The sequence below is a fragment of the Pontibacter populi genome (assembly GCF_040278685.1).
In the GTDB taxonomy this organism is placed as follows: Bacteria; Bacteroidota; Bacteroidia; order Cytophagales; family Hymenobacteraceae; genus Pontibacter; species Pontibacter populi.
This window is the reverse complement of sequence record NZ_JBEOKT010000003.1, coordinates 20,774-44,468: the sequence shown is the minus strand read 5'-3', so window position 1 is coordinate 44,468 and position 23,695 is coordinate 20,774. Positions and strand designations below refer to the sequence as shown.

Annotated in this window: 22 protein-coding genes; 5 read left to right on the top strand and 17 right to left on the bottom strand. The window is 45.3% G+C overall.

The annotated features are described in order from the left end of the window. Positions 1 to 273: 273 nt before the first annotated feature. The 3 genes from ABS362_RS03685 to ABS362_RS03675 all read right to left on the bottom strand — a co-directional run bounded on the left by ABS362_RS03685 (position 274) and on the right by ABS362_RS03675 (position 2,718). Complete coding sequence (locus tag ABS362_RS03685) at positions 274 to 840, bottom strand: helix-turn-helix domain-containing protein (protein ID WP_350410946.1); 567 nt, start codon at positions 838 to 840, stop codon at positions 274 to 276. 327 nt (positions 841 to 1,167) lie between these two features. Next, positions 1,168 to 1,719 carry an outer membrane beta-barrel protein gene (locus ABS362_RS03680; protein ID WP_350410945.1) on the bottom strand — a complete coding sequence of 184 codons (552 nt, stop codon included), beginning with the start codon at positions 1,717 to 1,719 and terminating at the stop codon, positions 1,168 to 1,170. Positions 1,720 to 2,157: 438 nt separating this feature from the next. Beyond that, positions 2,158 to 2,718 carry a helix-turn-helix domain-containing protein gene (locus tag ABS362_RS03675; RefSeq protein ID WP_350410944.1) on the bottom strand — a complete coding sequence of 187 codons (561 nt, stop codon included), beginning with the start codon at positions 2,716 to 2,718 and terminating at the stop codon, positions 2,158 to 2,160. A 102-nt stretch (positions 2,719 to 2,820) separates the two neighbouring features. Between ABS362_RS03675 and ABS362_RS03670 the strand changes: the two genes are divergently transcribed. Beyond that, positions 2,821 to 2,949 (top strand): hypothetical protein, encoded by a 129-nt coding sequence (locus ABS362_RS03670; RefSeq protein ID WP_350410943.1) that lies wholly within the window; start codon positions 2,821 to 2,823, stop codon positions 2,947 to 2,949. Positions 2,950 to 3,245: 296 nt separating this feature from the next. Here ABS362_RS03670 and ABS362_RS03665 read toward each other — a convergent pair whose 3' ends face one another. The 14 genes from ABS362_RS03665 to ABS362_RS03600 form a co-directional block, all read right to left on the bottom strand. Next, positions 3,246 to 3,566 carry a hypothetical protein gene (locus tag ABS362_RS03665; RefSeq protein ID WP_350410942.1) on the bottom strand — a complete coding sequence of 107 codons (321 nt, stop codon included), beginning with the start codon at positions 3,564 to 3,566 and terminating at the stop codon, positions 3,246 to 3,248. Between the two features lie 7 nt (positions 3,567 to 3,573). Beyond that, positions 3,574 to 5,001, bottom strand: a complete 1,428-nt coding sequence (locus ABS362_RS03660; protein ID WP_350410941.1) for an NADH-quinone oxidoreductase subunit N — start codon at positions 4,999 to 5,001, stop codon at positions 3,574 to 3,576. Positions 5,002 to 5,017: 16 nt separating this feature from the next. Continuing rightward, positions 5,018 to 6,505, bottom strand: coding sequence for a complex I subunit 4 family protein (locus tag ABS362_RS03655; protein ID WP_350410940.1), 1,488 nt, complete (start codon positions 6,503 to 6,505; stop codon positions 5,018 to 5,020). A gap of 9 nt (positions 6,506 to 6,514) precedes the next feature. Then, positions 6,515 to 8,434: an NADH-quinone oxidoreductase subunit L gene (nuoL, locus tag ABS362_RS03650; RefSeq protein ID WP_350410939.1), complete on the bottom strand. Its 1,920-nt coding sequence runs from the start codon at positions 8,432 to 8,434 to the stop codon at positions 6,515 to 6,517. A gap of 13 nt (positions 8,435 to 8,447) precedes the next feature. Next, complete coding sequence (gene nuoK, locus ABS362_RS03645) at positions 8,448 to 8,765, bottom strand: NADH-quinone oxidoreductase subunit NuoK (RefSeq protein WP_350410938.1); 318 nt, start codon at positions 8,763 to 8,765, stop codon at positions 8,448 to 8,450. An 18-nt stretch (positions 8,766 to 8,783) separates the two neighbouring features. Then, positions 8,784 to 9,419 (bottom strand): NADH-quinone oxidoreductase subunit J family protein, encoded by a 636-nt coding sequence (locus ABS362_RS03640; RefSeq protein ID WP_350410937.1) that lies wholly within the window; start codon positions 9,417 to 9,419, stop codon positions 8,784 to 8,786. A gap of 3 nt (positions 9,420 to 9,422) precedes the next feature. Then, positions 9,423 to 9,899 (bottom strand): 4Fe-4S dicluster domain-containing protein, encoded by a 477-nt coding sequence (locus ABS362_RS03635; protein ID WP_350410936.1) that lies wholly within the window; start codon positions 9,897 to 9,899, stop codon positions 9,423 to 9,425. A 4-nt stretch (positions 9,900 to 9,903) separates the two neighbouring features. Further along, complete coding sequence (gene nuoH, locus ABS362_RS03630; RefSeq protein ID WP_350410934.1) at positions 9,904 to 10,968, bottom strand: NADH-quinone oxidoreductase subunit NuoH; 1,065 nt, start codon at positions 10,966 to 10,968, stop codon at positions 9,904 to 9,906. A gap of 11 nt (positions 10,969 to 10,979) precedes the next feature. Continuing rightward, the gene (locus ABS362_RS03625; protein ID WP_350410933.1) at positions 10,980 to 12,101 is read right to left on the bottom strand and encodes an NADH-quinone oxidoreductase subunit D; all 1,122 of its coding nucleotides are present in this window, start codon (positions 12,099 to 12,101) and stop codon (positions 10,980 to 10,982) included. 6 nt (positions 12,102 to 12,107) lie between these two features. After that, positions 12,108 to 12,584: an NADH-quinone oxidoreductase subunit C gene (locus ABS362_RS03620; protein ID WP_350410932.1), complete on the bottom strand. Its 477-nt coding sequence runs from the start codon at positions 12,582 to 12,584 to the stop codon at positions 12,108 to 12,110. Positions 12,585 to 12,596: 12 nt separating this feature from the next. Next, a complete protein-coding gene (locus tag ABS362_RS03615; protein ID WP_350410931.1) occupies positions 12,597 to 13,178 on the bottom strand; it encodes an NADH-quinone oxidoreductase subunit B in 582 nt (193 codons plus the stop codon). Beyond that, positions 13,169 to 13,519 carry an NADH-quinone oxidoreductase subunit A gene (locus tag ABS362_RS03610; protein ID WP_350410930.1) on the bottom strand — a complete coding sequence of 117 codons (351 nt, stop codon included), beginning with the start codon at positions 13,517 to 13,519 and terminating at the stop codon, positions 13,169 to 13,171. The genes ABS362_RS03615 and ABS362_RS03610 overlap by 10 nt, the downstream gene beginning before the upstream one ends. 97 nt (positions 13,520 to 13,616) lie before the next feature. Further along, positions 13,617 to 14,633, bottom strand: coding sequence for a 2-oxoacid:ferredoxin oxidoreductase subunit beta (locus ABS362_RS03605; RefSeq protein ID WP_350410929.1), 1,017 nt, complete (start codon positions 14,631 to 14,633; stop codon positions 13,617 to 13,619). A gap of 2 nt (positions 14,634 to 14,635) precedes the next feature. Further along, a complete protein-coding gene (locus tag ABS362_RS03600) occupies positions 14,636 to 16,486 on the bottom strand; it encodes a 2-oxoacid:acceptor oxidoreductase subunit alpha (protein ID WP_350410928.1) in 1,851 nt (616 codons plus the stop codon). A 247-nt stretch (positions 16,487 to 16,733) separates the two neighbouring features. On the opposite strand from ABS362_RS03600, the gene ABS362_RS03595 reads away from it, so the two are divergent. The 4 genes from ABS362_RS03595 (at position 16,734) to ABS362_RS03580 (ending at position 23,478) form a co-directional block, all read left to right on the top strand. Beyond that, positions 16,734 to 17,084: a 4Fe-4S binding protein gene (locus ABS362_RS03595; RefSeq protein ID WP_350410927.1), complete on the top strand. Its 351-nt coding sequence runs from the start codon at positions 16,734 to 16,736 to the stop codon at positions 17,082 to 17,084. A 148-nt stretch (positions 17,085 to 17,232) separates the two neighbouring features. Next, positions 17,233 to 20,766 carry a pyruvate:ferredoxin (flavodoxin) oxidoreductase gene (nifJ, locus tag ABS362_RS03590; RefSeq protein WP_350410925.1) on the top strand — a complete coding sequence of 1,178 codons (3,534 nt, stop codon included), beginning with the start codon at positions 17,233 to 17,235 and terminating at the stop codon, positions 20,764 to 20,766. Positions 20,767 to 20,820: 54 nt separating this feature from the next. After that, the gene (locus tag ABS362_RS03585; RefSeq protein ID WP_350410924.1) at positions 20,821 to 21,198 is read left to right on the top strand and encodes a hypothetical protein; all 378 of its coding nucleotides are present in this window, start codon (positions 20,821 to 20,823) and stop codon (positions 21,196 to 21,198) included. 225 nt (positions 21,199 to 21,423) lie between these two features. Beyond that, positions 21,424 to 23,478, top strand: a complete 2,055-nt coding sequence (locus ABS362_RS03580; RefSeq protein ID WP_350410922.1) for an acetate--CoA ligase family protein — start codon at positions 21,424 to 21,426, stop codon at positions 23,476 to 23,478. Positions 23,479 to 23,695 lie beyond the last annotated feature (217 nt).

The window sequence follows — 23,695 nt, the reverse complement described above, 5'->3', positions numbered from 1 at the left end:
GAAATAAAGATATTGTTCGGGACTTTCAGGTCGAGGTGTTACCATGACAGGAAGTATTTAATGAGCTTTGTAAAATATTCACCAGGACCAGCAGCATTCTATCTGTTCCTATAAGTCCGGACATCCCTTAATAGGATTCCGGTTACAGGCTTTAAATAGTCATCATAAGTCTGTTCATTCCTAGAGTATAATGTGTACACACAATGGAATAGACAAAGTTGGGGGTTATGGGGAGGCAATACTTTACATACTTGTTCAAGTATGTTGCATATTTTACAGGTTTTCGAGCACGCCTGCGCGTTTGTCTTTTAAGTGCTTGTAAAAAGAGGGGGAAAGGCCGGTTACTTTTTTAAACTGGCTCGATAAGTGGGCCACACTGCTATAGTGCAGGCGGTGGGCAATTTCGGTAAGGCTTAACTCATCATAAAACAGCAGTTCTTTTGCCTTCTCTATTTTATGGATGATGATGAATTGCTGGATGGTAATGCCTTTTACTTCGGAGAAGATAGTGGCTAAGTATTTATAGTTGTAACCCAGTTTCTCGCTGATGTAAACAGAGTAATTCACGTTCGGCTGTTCTTCCGGCGAATTGATCATCTCTGTTATCAGTTTCTTTATTTTGTCTATGAGTTTGGTCTTGCTGTTATCCAGCACCTCTAACCCTGACTTGTTAAGGTTTTCCTTTAACTGCTCGAGTTGGATGTCGGTAATGTCTTTGTGTATCTCCACCACGCCCAGGTCAACTACCACGTATTCTGACTGCAACCCAAGACTTTTAAGCTCGTTTTCCACCAGCGTTTTACAGCGATTGCTGACCATGTACTTGATATATAATTTCATTAGTTTTAGTAAAGTGCATACTCAAATCCGGGAGTATGGGACGGCGCTGCTGCTGGCAATGTGATAAGAACCCGGTGCGATGTGATGAGCAATGAGATCAGGACCTTACAATAACATGTAAGACAGGTTCTGTGATGTATATGTAAGACGTATACGCGGTAACATTAATTCATTAAGCAGCAAACTATAAACTATGGTTTAAACTATAGTGTGCCTGCTGCAGCGGATTCCTGTATAAACGTAAAATAATTTATCCTGTAACCAACAACCGGGTTTTAAACCAGCAATCAGTTACAGGACAAATTACACTGTTTTGGCTAAAGTTGATTAATGTATTGCGATGCCTATAGTTGATACACCTGTAGAAAGATCTAAGAACGCACCAACTCTGTTATTGAAATGGTATTCGGTACCAACATGCAGGTCCAGGAATAACGGGTTGCCCTTGCGGTAATAGTTTTTGTCACCATCGTAGCCATCATCCCAACGTGAGTTTATAACTGCAAAACCCAATGAGCCTGCCAGGTAAAAATCCCACTTAGAGTTTGCCTGAAGTATATCATCAAAGTAATACGAGCCTTTCACACCAATCGGGATGATAGTTTCGCGGTACGTATAGTTGTTGTTATCATTGTTGTAATCGTTCGAGTAAGTAGAGAAGCTGATGAACGGGGCAAGCGTAAATCTTTTGGCTACATCAAACTCATAGTTCACGTTTATAACAGGCATTGTTCTGTTAGTATATTTATAGTAGCCGCCGTAGCCGCCAATGCCTACACCTAAGTTTAATGTGCTGCCGTGTTTTTCCTGGGCAGCTGCATTTAACGTGAAAAAGCTGACAAACAGAATGGTTAATGTGATTGTAAATAATCTCTTCATATTATGGTTTTTAAAATTCTGATAAGGGGTGATTTTTATAGTTCCTGGTTTGCATTTGCTTTGCCGGAACTGGTTAGGGTTAATTTTCTGAAGCACAAACTATAGCACCTTATTTCAACTGAAACAGGTCATTGCTTTTCGTAATTGGCTTTTGTATGGTTTGGTGTGAGTTGTTGACCAGAAACCTGGCCGGAGAACTATAACCTTATGATAGGATTTGCTGCTTTAGCGCTTGACGTCTTTTTTGATATGCTGCTGGCAGTTTGTTGTGGCTTTCGATGATGCTGGTAATTTGTATCTTAAATTCAATCGGTGTTGTCTTAGTGTTCGTAACTCGCAGTAGCTGGTCTTTCTATAGTTCAGCTGTTTTTGATGTTACAAAGGTGAGGCTAATCAAACTGCCTTATGTTACATAGTAAATAAAGTATGTTACATAAATCACATGTTTTCGAGGTTAGCCATGCGTTTTTGCTTTAATTGTTTGTAAAACGAAGGGGAGAGGCCGGTCACTTTCTTGAACTGGTTCGATAAATGGGCCACGCTGCTATAGTGTAAGCGGTGCGCGATCTCGGTTAGGTTAAGTTCTTTATACAGCAATAGCTCTTTTACCCTTTCTATTTTATGGAAGATGATGAACTGCTGAATGGTGATGCCTTTTACCTCTGAAAAGATATTGGCAAGATAAGTATAGTCGTGGTTGAGTTTCTCACTGATAAAATCGGAGTAATTGGCTTTCGGGAATTCATCGGAGTAATGCACCATCTCAATGATGACGTTCTTTATCTTTTCGATCAGGATACTTTTCTTATCATCCAGCAACTCTAAACCCGATAGCAGCAGGTTGGTTTTAAGTTGCGTGCGTTGCTCCGGTGTTATATCTTCCAATATCTCCACAGTGCCCAGGTCGACCACCACATACTGTAAGCCCAGTTTGCTCAGCTCTTCCTTCACCATCATTTTGCAGCGCAGGCTGACCATGTACTTAATATACAATTTCATAACAAACCGAACTATAAATCAGCCTCAAAAACTACCTTCACTTAACCTTACAAAGGTCCACTATCCTGAAGCAGAAACCTATCCCTGATTAAAGGACTGTAAATGTACACAATCGCTGATGGTAACCACCATACTATAAAAACAGGCAGTGATTATTTTAACAACCGGCAGGAGGTTAGTTATGATGAATTGGGTATGGATGGCGAACCGGTAACTACAAATGAACTATAGTCTCAGATATTTCCTGTTGCATTCACAGCAAACCGGATCGGTAAGTTTTAACTATAAGTCAGAAATTTAAGCTCAACATGAATTACAGAAAGCAACTATAGCTGCTGTACCGATAGGTTTAAAACATAATGTATTAACTTGAAAAACTGGGCCTGATTTACGAGAGCTGTAAAGCTTAACTATAGGTTATAATAATTACAGCCAATAACCGCTCTGAAATGTTAAAGCGGTTATTGGCTGAGAATAGAGGACTATTTAAACGTAAACTTACTAAAATAGCTGGGTTGCTTGCTTCATCAGTTATTCCAGTACTGCGGGTAAGTATCTTCCGAAAGCTGAAGCCAGTAGGCCAGCGTTACCTTCCTGCCATCAGGTGTCTTAAGCCTGCGCTCAAAAATATAGGTAGTCGGGTTAAATACCATATCTGTAACGGCTATAGTATAGAGTTGTGGCTCTTCTTCCGACTTTCTTTTTTCTTCTTCTATCACAACCTCAAAACCGTTGAACTCCAACAGGTTCCTCAGAAAGTCTTTACGGCCTTCTTCCACCTTTTTCTCAACAAAGGAAACCCTTGTTTCCCCGATGCTGCCAAACGAATGTTTTCCCTCGAGTGCCATAGTTGTCTTAGTTAAAAACCCCGCTAAGTGTAAAAATGTAGTCATAAAGCGGACTGTATAGTCCGAGAACTAAAATACCGATCACTGTAATGGCCAGGCCCAGGCGCATGTATAGTTTGTTGCTGAAAGCCGGAACAGGATCCTCGCTTTGTCTCAGGAACATAGCCCTGACAACCAGCAGATAGTAGTAAAGCGAGATAGTTACGTTTACTACGGCCAGAAACACCAGGAAATAATACCCTTCACTTGCCGCTGCTGTAAACAGGAAGAACTTACCAAAGAAGCCTGCCACAGGCGGAATACCAGCCAGCGAGAACAACGCCAGCAGAATGACCAGGCTAAGTCTAGGGTTAGTTTTATAGAGCCCGTTATAGTCATCCATATTCTCTTTTCCGGTCTTAAGCGAAATGGCCTGCACTACCCCAAAAGCAGCAAGGTTAGAGAAAATATAGATCAGCACAAAGTATACGACTGTTGCAGTTCCTAACTGAGTTCCTGTAATTAAACCAAGTAATATAAAACCAGCCTGCGCGATAGATGAAAAAGCCAGGAAGCGCTTCATGTTCTGCTGGCGTAGGGCAAATAAGTTACCAACAAACATCGTAGCTAGGGCAATTACATAGATCAGGTTTTCCCAGACTTCCATCAATGGTTTCAGAACTGTAAACAGCAGGATCATTAATATAAAGGCCGCGGCTCCTTTTGAGATAACAGATAGATAAGACGCCACACTGATAGGAGCTCCTTCGTACACATCCGCAGTCCAGAAATGGAAGGGTACCAGTGAGATCTTAAAGGCCAGTCCGGCAAAGAACAGTACAAAACCTATTACACTTAGGTTTGTAGTGGTAATAACTTTAAGCACTTCATCAAAATAAATGGAACCGGTAGTGGCATACAGCATAGAAATGCCGAACAGTGAAATACCGGAAGCCAGCGAAGCGGATAATATGAGTTTTATGCCTCCTTCGCTTGATCGTCTGTTCATCAGATCGTAGGCTACGAGCGCTGCCACCGGAAGAGTAGATAACTCGAGTCCAATGTAGAACATCAGGAAGTCGCCGGCTGAGATCATAAAATACATGCCCAGCAGCGAGAAGAACATCAGGATAAAGAACTCCGTGCCCCGGCTTTGTGCCACTATCTTTTCCTCCAGCCAGTCAGCCGACTGCAGTAAAAGTATGAATACGCCAATGTTCAGCACATTCTTAAAGAAATGGATCAGGTCGTTTGTTCGAAACATGCCGCCAAACAAACTGCTTTCTTCCAGCGATAGAAAGCCAAGGGCTGTATGTATACCAAACAGGAAAAGCGCTAAGTGCACAACGCTGCTTTTTTTATGGTTTGGTATAAGTATCTCGGCTGTTACCAGTAACAATGTTAGTATTAGGAGTAACAACTCGTGCCGCATCAGGAAAAAACTGCTTAGTTCCATGTCCGTATCTGTTAAATTATAGTAGCCCCTGGATAAAAGGCTGTAAGCTTTTTAAAATCATTTCACTTAGCCAGTAAGGCGCAATACCTATACCCACCATCGGGATAAGCAACAGCATGATACCGGTTGTTTCGTACCAGGTCGCCTGAGGTAGCTTCAGGAATTCTTCGTTCTTTACAGGACCCATCAGCATAATACCCACAACCCGCAGAATGTAAACAGCCGTTACAACTATAGCCGAAACTGAGATGATGGTAGCTACCCTGTAAAACATGGCTTCGTGCTGAAATGCCCCGACAAAGATGTTCATCTCGGCAACAAACCCGCTGAAACCAGGCAGACCGAGGGAAGCAAGACCGGCAATTACATAGATCACCGAAATGAAAGGAATCACTTTTAACAGGCCACCAAGTTTGGTAATGTCGCGGGTATGGGTTCTGGAGTAGATCATGCCGATCAGGGCAAAGAAAAGGGCCGTCATAAACCCGTGCGACAGGGACTGCAATATGGCGCCATTCCAGGCTGTTTTATTCAGCATCAGCAGCGCAAACAGCACCATTCCCAGGTGACTTACCGAAGAATATGCATTGATATACTTAAGGTCTGTTTGCCTGATGGCTGCAAAAGCACCGTAAATAACGCCTGTCGCGGATAAGCTGATAAAGAACCAGGACCACTCCATTGCGCCTTCAGGAAGCAGGAACATGGCTATTCTGAAAACACCATAACCGCCCAGTTTCATTAATACCCCTGCGTGAAGCATCGATACAGCTGTTGGCGCCGAAGCGTGTCCATCCGGTGACCAGGTATGGAACGGGAACAACGCACCCAGCACAGCAAAGCCTATAAACGTTAAAGGGAAGAATAATTTTTGAGCCTCTACCGGGATATTGACTTTAGAGATCTCCAGTATGTTAAATGTTAACGCGCCTCCATCAGCATTAGAGTTAAAGTAAATGCCCAGTATACCCACCATCAACAGGGCCGAAGCTCCCATCAGCATCAGGGTCAACTTCATGGCAGAATATTCTTTAGGACCGGATCCCCAGATGCCAATGAGCAGGTACATTGGTATCACAGCAACCTCGTAGAACAGGAACATGGTAAACAGGTCTATCGAAATAAAGAAGCCGTAAACCCCTGTGGCCAGCACCAGCAGCGAGATAAAGAATTCTTTAGGCAGGTCGTACGTTTTCCAGGAAATGAACACCCCGGCCAGCACTACAATAGCCGTTAAAAGTATAAGTGCCACCGAAATGCCATCTACCCCTATGTTATAGTGTATGTTCAGTTGCTCAAACCAGACAATGTCGCGGGTAAACACAAACACGTTTTCGTTCACAGCACTTTCCTTTATGTAGGCAAAGAGCAGGTTAATGGCCATGCCAAGCTGCACCAGGCTTCCCGCCATAGCTACCAGGCGGGCCTGGTGCAGTCCTTTCGTAAATACCAACGCGATAATTACGAGAACCGGGATCAATACGAAGAGTGATAAAATATCCATGACGGTCAGTTAAATAGTCCAGAAGTAAATAAACACCACAGCCAGCAGTACAACCCCACCTATAAACCCGAAGGCGTAATCCTGCACTTTCCCGGATTGTGTTCCCATTATTTTTTTGGAGAGCAGTACCGTTTTATTTCCGATGCCATCCATGGTGCCATCTACATATTTCTTGTCAAAGAAAGCGATAGGGGCAGAGATGTGCTTAAAGATCACGTTTCGGGTGATGTAGAGGTATAGTTCATCAAAATAGAACTTGTGGCTTGTCCATTTGTAGAACACACCAAAAGCATTGACAAACCTGTCTGCCAGGCCGTTCTCTTTTTTATAGAAGACCCATGCCAGCAGAATGCCTGTAGCGCCTACAGCTATGGCAACAGCTGCCAGCGGATAGTTCAAGTGTGCCTCAAAGCCCATTTTATCGGCAGTTACAAACTCACTGAAAGGTATGAAGCCAACTGCAGCGGTTAGTATTGCCAGTATGATCAGGGGTATGGTCATGGACAGGGGAGACTCGTGGGGTGTATGCTTGTACTGCGTTTCCTTGCCCCAGAAAATACTGAAGTAGATACGGAACATGTAAAAGGCAGTAAGTCCGGCCACGAATACACCCACGCCATAAATAAGCGGGCTGTTCTGGTAAGCTGCTACCAGTATCTCGTCTTTACTCCAGAAGCCAGCCAGTGGTGGTACGCCCGCTATAGCCAGTGCAGCGATTAGGAAAGTAATGTTGGTAACAGGCATGAATTTTCGGAGCCCGCCCATATCTTTCAGGTAGTTGCTATGCACCGCATGTATAACAGAACCGGCACCCAGGAAGAGCAGGGCTTTGAACATAGCGTGGGTAAACAGGTGGAACATGGAAGCCATGTAGCCAACACCTTCATGCCCGTTAAACCCGGATACTCCCAAAGCCATCATCATATACCCGATCTGCGACATAGTTGAAAATGCGAGCACTCGCTTAATGTCGTTTTGTGTTACAGCTATGATAGCCGCGAATAGCGAAGAAAAAGCACCGACATAAGCCACGATGTATAACACAAAGCCATCATCCACAAACATGTACATCGGGAAAAGACGGGCTACCAGGTAAACACCAGCCACTACCATAGTTGCAGCGTGAATTAATGCTGAAACAGGGGTAGGACCTTCCATAGCATCAGGTAACCAGATGTGCAGCGGGAACATGGCCGACTTGCCCGCACCGCCCATAAATATGAGTATGAGCGCCCAGGTAATAGCAGATAACCCCATAAAGGAAGTAGAAGCCCAGTTCAGGATGGCGCTTCCCTGCGGGTCATTCAGTGTTTCAAAGTCAAATGTGCCGGTATAGAACCCGATAATAAGGATGCCGATCAGGAAACCAAAGTCAGCAAACCTGGTAACGATAAACGCTTTTTTTGCCGCGGCAACTGCTGATGTTTTAGTGTAGTAGTAACCGATCAGCAGGAAAGAAGAAACACCTACCAATTCCCAGAAAATATAGATCTGAAACAGGTTGGTTGCCAGCACCAGGCCATACATAGAGAACGTGAACAGCGACAGGAAAGCAAAGAATTTGGTGTAGCCTTCATCGCCTTTCATATAACCCCTGCTATAAACGTGCACCATCAGCGAAACCGTAGACACCACAATAAGCATCATCACAGAGATTGGGTCAATAAAGATGCCCAGGTCAATGTGCAGGGTTTCTGTAAAGCTCATCCACACTTTTTTAAGCACAAAAGTCTGGTAAACACCATCTAGTTTGCCACTTACAAAAAAGTACTGAAAGGCAGCATAGTAAGAAAGCAACGTGGAAGCAGCCAGGCCACCAACACCTATGTAGCCGGAAACAGCGGGTTTGATTTTTTTATTAAAGATTCCGAGCAGTAAAAAAACGGCCAGCGGAATGAACGGGATTAAAAGGATGTAGCTGAGTTGCATGGCTTCCAGTTGTTTAGTACTTCATTGTTTCCGTTTCTTTCACTTCAACAGAGCTTGTCTGCTTGTACAGGTTAAATATAATGGCAATGGCCAGTGCAGTTTCGGCGGCGGCAACAGCTATTATAAAAATGGAGTAGACCACACCCTGCAGCATGTCAGGGTAGAGGTATTTGTTGATGACCACAAAATTTATAACCGAAGCATTTAAAATAAGCTCAACCGAGATCAAAATTGAAATGAGGTTTGTGCGTGTTATAAATCCGTAGACCCCTATAAAGAACAGGATAGAGGTGACGGTCAGAATTTCAGTTATACTTATACCCGGTATCATATGCTTGCCTTTTAAAGGTTAATGGATCGGCTCCAGAAGCTCGGTTTCTTCTGAAAATATAGTTGATTCTTCTTCAATGATGATCACTTGCCGCTCAACAGGTTTTTCTTCTTTAAGCGGAGTGATCTCTTCTGTATGTATCTTGTCAGCTTCAGGTGTTTTTCCTCCTTTAGCTATAGTTATAGCCCCAATGATGGCAGCCAGCAACAGAATGCTTATCACTTCAAAAGGAAGTATAAAGCCCCCGGCATCATAGCTTAAAAGTTTCATGCCTATTTCGGCGGTAGAGGTGGTTACAGCACTTGGCACCGCAACAAAAGGATGCGTATACAGCACGTTTAGAAATACCCCCAGACCAAGCAGGCAGACGAATGCCGTCATGATCCGTTTTGACTTTTTAGCAACCTCCAGTTCCATATCAATGTGGTGCACCAGCAATACCGAGAAGATGATAAGGACGATGATGCCACCTGCATAAACTGTCAGTTGAATAGCAGCCAGAAAGTTATAGTCTGCCATAAAGTATATACCGGCTGTTCCAATCAATACAAAGAGCAGATAAACAACAGAGCGCAGCATTTTGCGGCTTGTAACCGAAGCGATCGCGGATACGATCATGGTCAGGGCTAGCGTATAAAATATTATCTTTTCCATGGCTTATTCTTCTACCCCGGCTCTTACTTTAGAACCCGGTTTGTTTAACACTCTGGTAAGGCTGGTCCTGTCGTAAACAGAGTTCTCAAAGTTCTGACCCCACACTATAGCTTCTGAAGGGCAGGCCTTTACGCACAGGCCACATTGGGTACACATGCCTAAATGGTAGATATGCTTTTCGATGAATTTCTTTTTCTTGCCGGTTTCCGGGTCCACGCCGCGGTCCCAGATGATCTCTATACTTCCGTTAGGGCAGGCCAGCTCGCATTTCTGGCAACCGGTGCAGCTGTGCTCGTTGTTCTCGTCGTGCAGCATCACCACTTCCCCTCTGAAGCGCTCAAACATTTTAAGCGTTTCCCTATTCTCAGGGTAGGATTGCGTAATGGCTCCCTTTCCTGAGTTCAGAAAGTATTTTCCGGTAACACTCATGCCTGTCAGGAGTGTTTTGATACCATTGTATATGTCTCCGAAGTAACTCATAGCGCTAGAATTGAATTGTTAGGTTCAGCCACACGATCAGGGCCATCAATACAATGTTCATCAGGTTTAATGGGAGCAGGTATTTCCATTCCAGGGTAAGTAACTGGTCAATCCGTAAGCGTGGGAATGTCCATCTGAACCACATCATTAAAAACACGATGACCAGCGTTTTGCCGAGGAACCAGAATACGCCCAGCCAAGGAAGTGAATCTGTTATGCCGAATGGTGAAAGCCAAGCGCCGAAAAAGATAGTTACCGCAATGGCCGCAATGATAAACATGTTGATGAATTCAGCGAGGAAAAAGTAGGCGAACTTCATACCTGAATACTCCGTGTGAAAGCCCGCACCCAGTTCCGATTCAGCTTCAACCAGGTCAAAGGGTGCCCTGTTGGTTTCGGCAGTTCCTGCTATCATGTAGATCATAAAAGCGATCAGTGCCGGTATGTGCCCCTGCACTATAAGCCAGCCATCTTTTTGTATAGCTACTATTTCAGATAACTGCAGGGAGCCTGTAAGCAGGATCATGGTCAGCAACGACAACCCGACAGAGAGTTCGTAACTGATAGTCTGCACGCCGCTGCGCATGGCGCCAATCATAGCAAACTTGTTGTTGCTACCCCAGCCTGCCAGTAAAATACCGATAACACCCACTGATGAAATAGCGATCAGGAAGAAGATACCGATGTTAATATCAAAGGCTTGAATACTACCTGAGAACGGGATAACAGCCAGTCCCATCAGCGCCGTGATGATCACAAAATAAGGGGCCAGGTTATAGAGGAATTTATCAGCTTTTACAGTTCCGGTAAGTTCTTTTGAAACCAGTTTCAGAGCATCGGCCAGTGTTTGCAGCAGTCCATAATAACCTACTCTGTTCGGGCCTAAACGCAACTGGAAACGGGCTGCTACCTTTCTTTCCATTAAAACCAGGAACAGACCTGCCAGGGCAAAAAAGGTGAGGTATGCTACTGCTATCAGGGCCATGGCTGTGATACTTGCTGCGCTTGCGGGCATTATAGTTAACAGCCAGTCCTGAATATTTTCCGTGATGCTTAATGATGTATTCATCGCCTTATAGTTTATCGGTCAATATCTGGTATTACCAAGTCCAGGGTTGCCATGGAGGCTACTAAGTCGCCAATTTTACAGCCCACGGAAATGTGGTTTAGAAGGGATAAGTTAGAGAAGCCAGGTGAGCGGAATTTAAGCCGGTAAGGGCTTTTGGTGCCTGTGCTGATAATAAACACGCCCAGTTCACCTCTGGCTGTTTCCACTTTCTGGTAGTATTCTCCTTTCGGTAATTTTATCACAGCATCTGTCTCTACCTGTATAGGCCCATCCGGTATGTTATCTACTAGCTGTTCTATAATGGACATGGATTCCCACATTTCCAGGATACGGACCTGGTAACGGGCAAAGGCATCTCCTTCGGTGTGTAAGATCTCGTGAAAGTTTACCCGGTCCAGCGCACTGTAAGGATGATGTTTTCTTACATCGCAGGAATAGCCGGAAGCACGACCGACAGGGCCGGAGGCACCAAAAGAAATGGCATCCTCTTTTGATAAAATGCCAACTCCCTTCGTCCTTTTCTGGAAAATGATGTTGTTGGTTAAGAGGCTGTCGTATTCGGGTAGCTTTGTTCTGAAATGGGCAACAAATTCCTTCACTCTTTTTACAAAGTTGGGATGGATGTCATGCATCAGGCCGCCGGGCAAACTATAGTTCATGGTCAGGCGGGCACCGCATGTTTCCTCAAAAATATCGTTGATCATTTCACGCTCTCTGAAACCATAGAAGAAGGTTGAAAGCGCACCAACATCCATGCCCATAACACCCCACCAAAGGCAGTGAGAAGAGATCCTGGTAAGTTCACCAAGTATAGTTCTGATCACTTTTACACGATCCGGAACCTCCAGACCCAGTGCGTTCTCCACTGTCAGGCAAACGGCTTCGTTATTGATATGTGCCGACAAATAGTCCAGCCTGTCTGTTAAATGGACGATCTGCTGGTAACTGTCACGCTCGCACATTTTTTCAATGGAACGGTGGATGTAGCCCAAGTCAGGCTCAACCTTTTTAATGACTTCCCCATCTATAGTTAGGAGGAGGCGGAGAACACCGTGTGTGGCCGGGTGCTGAGGACCCATATTCACAAAGTACTCTTCGGATTTGAAGCGGTTTTGAGTAGTAGCTGTTTCCATGATACCTTATTTAATAATCATGTTAACTTCATCTTCAAAGTCTTTTCTCAGCGGGAAACCCTCATAGTTTACGTCCAGGAAGAGCCTTTTTAAATTGGGGTGGTTAGTGAATCTGATGCCGAAGAAATCGTACACTTCTCGTTCATGAAAATTGGCAGTGCGCCATATATCCTGCACAGAGTCAAAAGCTGGTTTCTCCCTGTCTTCAGTCTGTACTTTAACAACTATAATATGGCGGTGCGTGGTAGACTCCAGGTGATAAACTATACCCAGCTCTTTTCCCCAGTCCACACCGGTAAGGCAGAACAGATAATCAAAACTGGTTTCGCTGTTCGCTTTAAGTGTTGCCATCAGCTCGTGCAGGTAGGTGGGGTTGATACTTACCGTCAGATATTGAGAGCCTTCCTCTGAAAACTGGAGGCCTACAGTTTCTGCATCCGGGTACCAGTCCGTCAGGATGTATTTTAATGCTTCGTTTGTCATGATTTCTGCCTTTTAAAAGCCTTCATCAAATCCCTCGATCGGGTTCACTTTTTGCTTCATACTTTCCTTCCGGATCTTGTCCTGCAGCATTAGCATACCTTCCAGCAGCGCTTCCGGTCGGGGAGGGCAGCCCGGTACGTAAACATCTACCGGAATAATGTGGTCTGCACCTTTCACAACAGAGTAGGAATTATAAAAGAAGGGACCACCAGAAATAGCGCATGCTCCCATGGCAATAACATACTTGGGTTCTGCCATCTGGTCGTAAAGGCGGCGCAGCACAGGAGCCATTTTGTTGGTTATAGTTCCTGCAATCACGATCAGGTCTGCCTGTCTCGGCGAAGGGCGGGCCACTTCAAATCCAAACCGGGAGTAGTCGTGGCGGGCGGCCCCTGTCTGCATCATTTCTATGGCGCAGCAACTGGTACCGAAGTATAACGACCAGAGTGAATTTGCCCGGCCCCAGTTAATGATCTGGTCTAAAGCCGTTACAACTATATTGGCACCATTTCCTGCCGGAATCACTTTGCCTGGAAAATCCTCCGGAATGTTACCTGCGGGTGCTACAGGCGTTTGTGTAGTTTCTACTGCCATTTCAGTGCTCCTTTCCTCCAGGCATAAGCCAGTCCTAAACCAAGTATTACCAGAAAGATGATGATCTCAATAAATGCCACGGTTCCCAGGTCTTTAAAAACAACCGCCCATGGTACTAAGAATGCGATCTCCACATCAAAGATCAGGAACAGGATAGCGTACAGATAGTAGCCAACCTTAAACTGAACCCAGGTAGGGCCAATGGTCGGCATGCCGCTCTCGTAAGGCTCTCGTTTCTGAGGATTATCTGATTTATGTGAAATTAGATTTGAGATAAAGTTTGCCCCTGCGACCAAAGCTACGCCGGCCAGGAAAAATACAATGAGTGCTTCTGATTCCATTTTCGTGATGCTTTACTTTTAAGTAATATTAGCTGTAGGAGAGGGTATTTAAACTGATATAGATCAGTGGACAATCATGATCTATATCAGTTTTTTACTATATAACCTCGTAAATCTCACCGGAGAAGAACAGGTCATCCGTTTTGCGGAAGGTTGATTTGGCTTTAATCTGTTCTGTCAGTGCATCTTCTCTTTGCTCCAGGGTATGATCCTCGTAACTTCTGATGATACCGGTCACGAGCGGATGTTCTAACCTGATCAGCATCTGGTGCAGTGTCGGGTCTTTCTCTCTGGCATTGTGCACCAACAGGTCTTCCTGGGTAATGCCGTTCTCACCGATTGTCACTACTTCCAGTTTCAGTCCATTCAGTACCAGACCCTTATCCCGGCTTTTGCCGAAGATCATAGGTTTGCCATGCTCCAGGAATATCTGCTCATCTTCTTTCACCTCTTTATTGGTGATGCCATCATAACAGCCATCGTTAAAGATCACGCAGTTCTGAAGCACTTCTACCAAAGAGGTTCCCTTAAACTGGTGGGCCTGAATGAAGATCTGCGAGATATCTTTCGGGTTATTGCCGGCAATGCGGGCAAAGAAGCGTGCATTGGCGCCAAGTGCCAACTCACCGGGAGAGAAAGGTGGCTGTGTGTTGCCGTAAGGAGACGATTTTGTTTTCTGGCCCAGCAGGGAAGTAGGAGAGAACTGGCCTTTGGTTAAACCATAGATCTCGTTGTTGAACATCACGATGTTCAGGTCCACGTTCCGGCGGAGGGCATGTATAAAGTGGTTACCGCCAATTGCCATAGAGTCGCCGTCGCCGGTAATTACCCATACACTAAGTTCCGGGTTGGCCAGTTTAACGCCGGTAGCAATACCCGGTGCCCTGCCATGGATGCTGTGCATGCCATAGGTATCCATGTAATACGGGAAACGGGAAGAGCAGCCAATGCCAGAGATGAACACGACATCTTCTTTCTTAACACCCATTTCCGGGAGGGCTTTTTGCATGGCACGTAATACAACATAATCGTCACAACCCGGGCACCATCTTACCTCCTGATCACTTACAAAATCCTTGTAAGTATATTTTTGTACAGCTTCTATAGTTTCCATAATTAAATGAGTTCTTTAAATTTTTGGATAAGCTCGTCGTTGGCAAATGGCAAGCCCTGAATTTTGTTGTATTGCAGGAATTCGAATTGTCTGAAGTTTGACTTTAAAATGCTGGCGAACTGGCCTGCATTTAATTCGCAGACAATGATCTTTTTAAACCTGGAGAAGATATTTTCAGTGTTCGCAGGCAGAGGATTGATATAGTTGAAGTGTGCCAGCGCCACATCTTTATAACCCTGCATGTTCAGCTCTTTCACTGCTGAGTGTAATGAGCCATATGTGCCGCCCCAACCTACTACCAGCAGCTCACCTGATGAAGCAAATTCGGTCTGAAGGTCTGGTATTCTTTTCTGAACACGTCTGATCTTTTCAGCTCTGATGTGTGTCATGGTCTGGTGGTTATCAGGTACGTGCGATACGTTACCGGTTATGCTGTCTTTTTCGAGACCACCTACGCGGTGTTCCAGTCCTGATGTTCCGGGCACAGCCCAGTTACGGGCCAGTGTTTCCTCATCTCTGCAGAATGGTCCGTTTGCTATAACTTCTGTCAGCTTCCTGTTTATGATAGGAGGCATCTCTGCAACTGTTTTTATCTTCCAGGGAGCGGATCCGTTCGCGATATAACCATCTGTCAGTAAGATAACCGGGGTCATGTGCTCCAGTGCAAGGCGGGCTGCTTCGTAAGCATAGTTAAAACAGTTGGCCGGTGTGCTGGCAGCTATCACGATCACAGGGCTTTCCCCGTTACGGCCATACATGGCCTGTAGTAAGTCTGATTGCTCTGTTTTAGTAGGCAAGCCTGTAGATGGTCCGCCACGCTGCACGTTAATGATAACAAGTGGCAGTTCTGTCATAACAGCCAGACCAATGGCTTCACCTTTCAAGGCTAATCCTGGACCTGAGGTGGTGGTAACTGCAAGGTCGCCGGCAAAAGCTGCACCAATAGCTGATGTGATACCTGCAATCTCATCTTCTGCCTGGAAAGCCTTCACGCCAAAATGCTTGTGTTTTACCAGTTCATGCAGAATGTCGGTGGCAGGAGTGATTGGGTAAGATCCTAAAAACAACTCTAACCCGGATTTTTCAGAAGCAGCTAACAGGCCCCATGCGGTAGCCGTGTTGCCCATAATAATACGGTAAGTTCCCGATGGCATTTTTGCCGGTGAAATTGCATATGAATTTGGGATGAGCTCAAGGGTCTCGGCATAATAAAAGCCTGCATTCAAAACCTTGGTATTGGCATCTATCAGATCGGGCTTATTCTTAAATTTCTTCTTAAAGAAGTCAATAGTATGTTCCGTGGAGCGGTTATACATCCAGTAGATCATGCCCAGGGCGAACATGTTTTTGCTTCTTGTGATCACATCATTATCCAGGCCGTCAAAGTCTTTTAAAGCATCTCTGGTCAGCGAGGTCATGCCTACTTCAATTACCTTATAGTTCTCAAGACTTCCATCTTCCAGCGGGTTAGCCAGGTATGCCGCCTTCTCCAGGTTTTTCCTGTTAAAGGAATCGGAGTCAACTATAATAGTGTGACCTGTTTTTACAGCATGCAGGTTAGACTTTAAAGCGGCTGGGTTCATGGCAACCAGCAGGTCTACATTATCGCCTGGCGTGCTTACCTCCACACTGCCTATATGCACCTGGAAACCGGATACACCATATAAACTTCCCTGCGGAGCCCTGATCTCAGATGGATAGTTAGGGAAAGTGGCCACATCGTTACCAAACATGGCAGAAGTATCTGTGAACTGTGTGCCGGTGAGCTGCATTCCGTCACCGGAATCCCCAACAAACCGAACTACTACATGCTCCAGTACCTCGGGTTCAATTTTTATTTTCTCTGTTATCATGGTTAGGCTATTTGAAATGAATGGAGGAAAGAGAAATAGTGCTATCTGATTCAAATGTAGTTTTACTTTTAGTTATAGGGAATGACCCTCGTCACATAACTATGTGACCCTTATCATAAAAAGTTATGGCTGTAAGTCATTTAAGTATGTGACCGCCGTCATATTTATCCACTACAGAGAAGTCTATTTTTATCATAGCTAATCAAAGCAGAAGAAATCATCTCTATCACTTTTAAAAACACATGTTATGGCACTCATAATCACCGACGACTGTATCAATTGCGATGCCTGCATCTCTAAATGCCCGAACAACGCAATTCAGGAACCAGATGAAGAATGGACTTTTTCGGATGGAACAACTTTACGTGGCTTGGTAAAATCACTTACCGGACAGGAACTTGACGCGGACGCTAAGAACGGCCCTCTCTCAGATGAATTCTATTTTATAGTAGCGGATAAATGTACCGAATGCCAGGGCTTCCATGAGAAACCACAGTGCGCTTCTGTTTGCCCTGTTGACTGTTGTGTAGTGGATGTTAACCATGAAGAAACAGTAGAGCAGCTCCTTGAAAAGAAGATCTGGCTGCACGGCGCCTAAGCCTTTTTTATGCCGCCGCATAGTTGCAGTAAATGCTTTAAAGAATAGCGGAATGGTGTTTACATTCTCAGAAAGCTGAAGACGTGAATACCATTCTGCTATCCTATAAAAAGACAGGTCATAATGGGGTATAATAAACTTGTTTCTGATGAAAAGAAATTTCCCAAAACTAATTTGCGACGCTAATGAGGCGGTAGCAAGAATTGCGCACAAGACAAATGAGGTCTGTGCTATTTACCCGATCACGCCCGCCTCACCGATGGGTGAGCATGTGGATGTTTATAGTGCAAAAGGCAAGAAGAATATATGGAATAACATTCCGAGAATTGTAGAAATGCAGAGTGAGGGCGGTGCAGCAGGTACTGTGCACGGATCTTTGCAGGCAGGGGCATTAACGACCACATTCACCGCCTCGCAGGGGTTGTTGCTGATGATCCCGAACATGTATAAAATAGCAGGTGAGCTTTTGCCATCTGTTATTCACGTAGCAGCCAGAACGTTGGCAACGCACGCCCTTTCTATCTTCGGTGACCATTCGGACGTTATGGCCGCCAGGCAAACAGGCTTTGCCATGCTGTTTGGTGGTACAGTGCAGGAAGCCATGGACTTTGCCCTGATCTCACAGGCAGCTACACTCCACTCCAGAGTCCCATTCCTCAATATTTTTGACGGGTTCAGAACCTCCCACGAAATTTCCAAGATCGATGGCATTCCGGATGATATCATCCAGGCGATGATGCCGGAAGATAAGATCATGGAGCACAAGAAACGTTCGCTTGATCCTGACCATCCTGTTATAAGAGGAACATCACAGAACCCCGACGTTTTCTTCCAGGCCCGCGAAGCCGCCAACCTGTATTATGACAGAGTACCTGGTATAGTTCAGGATGTGATGGATGAGTTCTATACCCATACCGGAAGAAAATACCAGCTCTTTGATTATGTCGGGCACCCGGATGTTGAGCGCGTTATCATCATCATGGGATCCGGGGAAGGAGCGGTGCTGGAAACCGTAGATTCGTTAGTAGCACAGGGCGAAAAAATAGGCGTACTGTTGGTGCGTTTATACAGACCTTTCTCTATTAAACACTTTATAGATACGTTACCGGAGTCAGTTAAAAAGGTAGCTGTTTTAGATAGAACCAAAGAGCCCGGAAGTACAGGTGAGCCACTGTACCTTGACATTGTAACTGCTTTTGCTGAAAGTAACAGGGAAATGCCGCTGATCATAGGTGGCAGATACGGGTTATCTTCCAAAGAATTCAATCCGGCTATGGTGAAGGCTGTGTATGACGAGCTCTTGAAGGATAAGCCAAAGAACCACTTCACGATAGGTATAAACGATGATGTTACCTTCACTAGTTTAACATATGCCACTGATTTTAAAGCCAGAAAGACAACTATAAACTGCCTGTTCTATGGTTTGGGATCGGATGGTACAGTAGGTGCTAACAAGAACTCTATCAAGATCATTGGTGAAACGACAGACAACTATGTGCAGGGTTATTTTGTATATGATTCCAAGAAAGCGGGCACACAAACAGTGTCTCACCTGCGCTTTGGTAAAGAACCTATCCATTCCAGTTACTTAATAGATACTGCAGACTTTATAGCCTGTCATCAGTTTAATTTTATTGAGAAGTATGACATCCTGCAAAAGATAAAACCAGGCGGTACTTTCCTTCTTAACTCACCATTTTCTAAAGAGGAAGTTTGGGATGAACTGCCAGAGCATGTACAGGAAATTATAGTAGCCAATAAGCTGGAGTTTTATGTTGTAGATGCGTCTAAAGTGGCGATGGAGGCCAACCTGGGCAAGCGTACCAATACTGTACTGCAGACCTGCTTCTTTGCCATATCCGGTGTGTTGCCAAAAGAAGAGGCTATCCAGAAGATCAAAGATGCCATTGTAAAATCTTACTCTCATAAGGGAGATAAGATCGTAAAAATGAACTTTGATGCGGTGGATCAGTCACTGGAGCATCTCTATAAAGTAGATTATCCTGAACTGGTATCCAGCACCAAGCAGTTGAAGCCAATGGTTACCGGTAATGCAGACGCTTTTGTAAAAGAAGTGCTGGGCAAAATTTTAGCCGGAAAAGGAGAGGAACTTCCAGTAAGTGCATTCCCTGTGGATGGCACCTTCCCGACCGGGACATCGCAGTTTGAAAAGCGCGGGGTAGCTGACTTTATACCTGTGTGGGCTGATGCTGACCTGTGTACGCAGTGTAACAAGTGTGTGGCTATTTGTCCGCATGCTGCCATCAGGGCAAAGGTAGTGTCTAATGACCTGCTGAAAGATGCACCTGCCTCCTTGAAGATAGTTCCTGCCAAAGGAAGACCGTTCGATAGCGATACAGAGTCGTATGTGTTGCAGGTTTCTCCGGAAGACTGTACAGGTTGTGACCTGTGTGTGGCGGTTTGCCCTGTAGAAAGTAAGCTGATAGAAAATTCAAAAGCAATTAACCTGCAGCGAAAACTGGATGTGGAGGTAAGCGAAAATGCCAACTGGGATTACTTCGTTAACCTGCCATATTATGACCGTAAGGATCTGCAACTGACAGTTATTAAAGGATCTCAGTTCCTGGAGCCATTGTTTGAGTTCTCAGGTGCCTGCTCAGGTTGCGGTGAAACGCCTTACATCAAGATGCTTACCCAACTATACGGAGACAGTATCATGATCGCGAACGCAACAGGCTGCTCCTCTATTTACGGTGGTAACCTGCCTACTACGCCATACAAGACCAATGCCTGCGGCCGTGGTCCGGCATGGGCTAACTCGCTCTTCGAGGACAATGCAGAGTTTGGTCTGGGCATGAAACTGGCACTGACTAAAAAGCAGGAGATTGCAGTTAACCTTCTGAAATCAGTGGAACCTATAGTTGGTAGTGAACTGGTAAAAGCTATCCTGAATAATCCTGAACAAACCGAAGCAGAAAAGGAACAGAAGTTAAACGATATCGGAAAACTGCAACGGGTACTGGCAACACATACAAACAGCCCTGAAGCCGTTAAACTGAATCAGTTGACCGAGTACCTGCGCAATAAAGCAGTCTGGATACTGGGTGGTGACGGCTGGGCCTACGATATCGGCTATGGCGGTGTAGATCATATACTTGCTTCTGGCGAAGACATCAACATTATGGTGTTAGACACAGAGGTTTACTCCAACACCGGCGGACAGAAATCCAAATCTACGCCACTGGGAGCCAGCGCCAAGTTTGCGGTGTCAGGCAAAACAACCAGCAAGAAGAGCCTGGCCTTGCAGGCGATCTCTTATGAGAACGTGTATGTAGCCCAGATCGCGATCGGTGCAAAAGACCTTCAGACACTCAAAGCCATAGAAGAAGCTGCGGCTTATTCTGGTCCTTCCCTGATCATTGCTTACTCCCATTGCGGTGAGCATGGCTACGACCTGAAAGACGGGGTGTCTCACCAGGAGAAAGCGGTGGAAACCGGTTACTGGCCACTCTTCAGATTTGATCCATCCAAGCCAAAAGGCAGCAGGTTTAAACTGGACTCAAAGCCACCTTCAGCACCACTAAGCGACTTTATGTATAAAGAAACACGCTTTACCAGAGTAGTAAAAGATGATCCTGAATTAGGTGCAGAGCTGCTGAAAAGAGCACAGGAAGAAGTAGAATCTAAATGGCAGAAACTGGAGCTTTTAAAGGATATGTAACAGGATGTAAATAACTGATTTTTCAAACAATACCTCAATTTAAATTTAACAGATATGGAAGCTAAAGCAGAAGAACTGTTTCAGGACGCGATCCAAAAGCTGAATCAGGCCAGGGAAGAATCCTGCCGCCCTGAGGAAGACGTAGTGACTTACCTGGTATGTAAAAATGCACAGGTTTCCGTTGACAGCTTTTTAAGGGGGTACCTCCTGCAGCATAATATAGACCCGGCAAACTATACCACCCTGGAGTCGCTTTATGAGAAGTGTAAAACCATAAACAAAAACTTTGAAAAAGTAGACCTGCAGCCTTTTGACTGTAAATCGGTAATACCGGATGCAAGTTTTTGTGATGACCCTACAAAGGTATGCGACTGCCTGAGTGTTTCAGGTAGCCTGGAAGAATTATTGAAGCAGGAAAAAGTGATCGAGTAGAGATAACTGAATAACTCAGTTAGGTAGCTTTAGCGGCTTTTGTTCTGTAACATATGCCCCGTTCTGGCAGTTGCCAGGGCGGGGTGTATAGTTTTAGTACAGCCCTTAAATGCAACTATAGTTTAGACAGGATTAATTAATAGGGTTAGAAATCTGAAAATGACTTGAGTCATAGTTTAAGAGTGCAGCAGCCATTTACTTTGGGCTTTCAGAAAAATCATTTCCATGATCACACCGCAACTTCTTAACCCTGCCAGCATAGCCCTTGTAGGCGCATCAAATGATGTCTCCAAACCGGGAGGGAAAGTACTATACAACATCCTGAAGCATGGGTATAAAGGGGAATTGTATGGTGTTAACCCGAAAGAACAGCAGGTGCAGGGCGTGCCCTGTTTTGCAACCTGCGACGAACTGCCCGAGATAGACCTGGCTATAGTTGCCATTGCTGCCAACCAGGTAGAGGCAGCACTTCGCTCACTTGCCTATTATAAAAACTGCAAAGCCTTTATCCTTTTCTCGGCAGGTTTTAGTGAAGCTGGAGAGGCAGGCAAAATGCTGGAACAGCGGTGTGTGCAGATTGTAGAAAAAACTGGAGGAACGCTTATCGGGCCAAACTGCATCGGTGTAATTACCGGCAACTATAAAGGCGTGTTTGCAGGCCCTGTACCAGCTTACGACCCTATGGGCTGCGACTGTGTTTCTGCATCGGGCGCTACGATGGTGTACCTGCTGGAATCTGCCATACCAAGAGGACTAAAGTTCAGGGATATTTTTTCGGTTGGCAACAGTGCCCAGGTAGGCGTGGAAGATGTGCTGCAGTATTGGGATGAGACCTATGACCCTGCCTATAGTTCCAGCATCAAGCTACTGTACATGGAGCAGATCGCTGACCCTGCGCGTTTCCTGAAACATGCCCGATCGCTGGTAAACAAGGGCTGCCGTATTGCAGCTATAAAAGCAGGTAACACGGAGGCCGGTTCAAGAGCCGTTTCATCGCACACAGGAGCGTTGGCTGGCTCCGATGCGGCCGTGAGTGCGTTGTTTCGTAAGGCAGGTATCATTCGTTGCTACAGCAGGATAGAACTGGTATATGTTGCGGCTATCTTTACTATAAAACCGTTGCAAGGTAACCGGATTGCCGTTATTACCCATGCTGGTGGACCGGGTGTAATGCTGACCGATATATTGGTTAAAGGTGGAATGGAAGTGCCGCCTATAACAGGTCCGAAAGCCGACGAATTGCTGGCAAAACTATATCCTGGGTCGTCTGTATCAAACCCGATCGATTTTCTGGCAACTGGTAACGCGCAGCAACTGGGCGAGATACTAGACTATGTAGACAACGAGTTTGATGACATAGACGGCGCTGTGGTCGTGTTCGGGACTACAGGCATGTGGCGGGTGGATGATGTGTACCAGGTGCTTCATGAAAAAATAAAGACCTGCCGCAAACCCATCTTCCCGATCCTTCCGTCGGCGATACAGGCGGCAGAAGAGGTAAGCCATTTCCATACGATGGGCCATGTGAACTTTACAGATGAGGTAAGCTTTGGGTATGTACTAACAAGGGTAAATAAACTACAACTACCTTACCCAGATGCCCAGTTGCCTGCTGAAGATGCAGATCTTATAAGGGAAGTTATAAGGAGAAATACAGCAGGATACCTGCAACCTGATGAAGTAACCGCATTACTTCGCGCTGCCGGCATACCCACAGCAGGCCAGGCGACAGCAAATACGCAGGAGGAAGCTATAGTTGCAGCTAACCGGTTAGGTTTTCCGTTGGTGATGAAAGTGGTGGGACCTGTTCATAAATCAGATGTGGGTGGTGTGGTGTTAGGTATAGAAAGTGAAGCTGAAGTAACCGCTAACTATAAACAGCTGATGGGCATAGCAGGAGCCGAGGCGGTATTGTTACAGCAGCAGCTTAGTGGCATAGAAGTATACATGGGCGCCAAAGCAGAGCCTCCGTTTGGCAAACTTATCCTTTGCGGTTTAGGTGGCATTTTTGTAGAGGTCTTCAAAGATGTATCGGCAGCCTTGTCGCCGGTTCACCCAGACGAAGCGGCTCGCATGATTCGCCGCCTGCGTTCTTACCCGATCATACAGGGTGCAAGAGGCAAAGCAGGTGTTAACGAGGAACTGCTCGTTCAGACGATCTTAAAACTAAGTGCTTTACTTGAAGCAGCTCCTGAGATAATTGAAATGGACATAAACCCTTTGCTTGGTAACCCTGATGTACTGGTAGCAGTTGATGCCAGGATTTTGATAGAAAAGTAAAGCTGAAGCCTGGCAGGTTATAGTTATAGCTCAGAAAACTATAGTTTCTTTTATAGTGCAGGTGATTTCCCTGACTATAGTTTGAAACTATTTGAAGTTTTATCAGGCTATAGTTTACGCCCTTGCTGCGTGTTTTCACCAGCAAGTATCAAGACCATCGGGTTGTTGGTGAAAACACCAACAATGGCTCTTTCTACTGCAGAAACTATAAATCCTA

Coding starts and splice junctions, on each gene's coding strand:
- ABS362_RS03685 (WP_350410946.1), bottom strand. CDS start 840: ATGAAATTATATATCAAGTACATGGTCAGCAATCGCTGTAAAACGCTG.
- ABS362_RS03680 (WP_350410945.1), bottom strand. CDS start 1,719: ATGAAGAGATTATTTACAATCACATTAACCATTCTGTTTGTCAGCTTT.
- ABS362_RS03675 (WP_350410944.1), bottom strand. CDS start 2,718: ATGAAATTGTATATTAAGTACATGGTCAGCCTGCGCTGCAAAATGATG.
- ABS362_RS03670 (WP_350410943.1), top strand. CDS start 2,821: ATGTACACAATCGCTGATGGTAACCACCATACTATAAAAACAGGCAGT.
- ABS362_RS03665 (WP_350410942.1), bottom strand. CDS start 3,566: ATGGCACTCGAGGGAAAACATTCGTTTGGCAGCATCGGGGAAACAAGG.
- ABS362_RS03660 (WP_350410941.1), bottom strand. CDS start 5,001: ATGGAACTAAGCAGTTTTTTCCTGATGCGGCACGAGTTGTTACTCCTA.
- ABS362_RS03655 (WP_350410940.1), bottom strand. CDS start 6,505: ATGGATATTTTATCACTCTTCGTATTGATCCCGGTTCTCGTAATTATC.
- nuoL (WP_350410939.1), bottom strand. CDS start 8,434: ATGCAACTCAGCTACATCCTTTTAATCCCGTTCATTCCGCTGGCCGTT.
- nuoK (WP_350410938.1), bottom strand. CDS start 8,765: ATGATACCGGGTATAAGTATAACTGAAATTCTGACCGTCACCTCTATC.
- ABS362_RS03640 (WP_350410937.1), bottom strand. CDS start 9,419: ATGGAAAAGATAATATTTTATACGCTAGCCCTGACCATGATCGTATCC.
- ABS362_RS03635 (WP_350410936.1), bottom strand. CDS start 9,899: ATGAGTTACTTCGGAGACATATACAATGGTATCAAAACACTCCTGACA.
- nuoH (WP_350410934.1), bottom strand. CDS start 10,968: ATGAATACATCATTAAGCATCACGGAAAATATTCAGGACTGGCTGTTA.
- ABS362_RS03625 (WP_350410933.1), bottom strand. CDS start 12,101: ATGGAAACAGCTACTACTCAAAACCGCTTCAAATCCGAAGAGTACTTT.
- ABS362_RS03620 (WP_350410932.1), bottom strand. CDS start 12,584: ATGACAAACGAAGCATTAAAATACATCCTGACGGACTGGTACCCGGAT.
- ABS362_RS03615 (WP_350410931.1), bottom strand. CDS start 13,178: ATGGCAGTAGAAACTACACAAACGCCTGTAGCACCCGCAGGTAACATT.
- ABS362_RS03610 (WP_350410930.1), bottom strand. CDS start 13,519: ATGGAATCAGAAGCACTCATTGTATTTTTCCTGGCCGGCGTAGCTTTG.
- ABS362_RS03605 (WP_350410929.1), bottom strand. CDS start 14,633: ATGGAAACTATAGAAGCTGTACAAAAATATACTTACAAGGATTTTGTA.
- ABS362_RS03600 (WP_350410928.1), bottom strand. CDS start 16,486: ATGATAACAGAGAAAATAAAAATTGAACCCGAGGTACTGGAGCATGTA.
- ABS362_RS03595 (WP_350410927.1), top strand. CDS start 16,734: ATGGCACTCATAATCACCGACGACTGTATCAATTGCGATGCCTGCATC.
- nifJ (WP_350410925.1), top strand. CDS start 17,233: ATGAAAAGAAATTTCCCAAAACTAATTTGCGACGCTAATGAGGCGGTA.
- ABS362_RS03585 (WP_350410924.1), top strand. CDS start 20,821: ATGGAAGCTAAAGCAGAAGAACTGTTTCAGGACGCGATCCAAAAGCTG.
- ABS362_RS03580 (WP_350410922.1), top strand. CDS start 21,424: ATGATCACACCGCAACTTCTTAACCCTGCCAGCATAGCCCTTGTAGGC.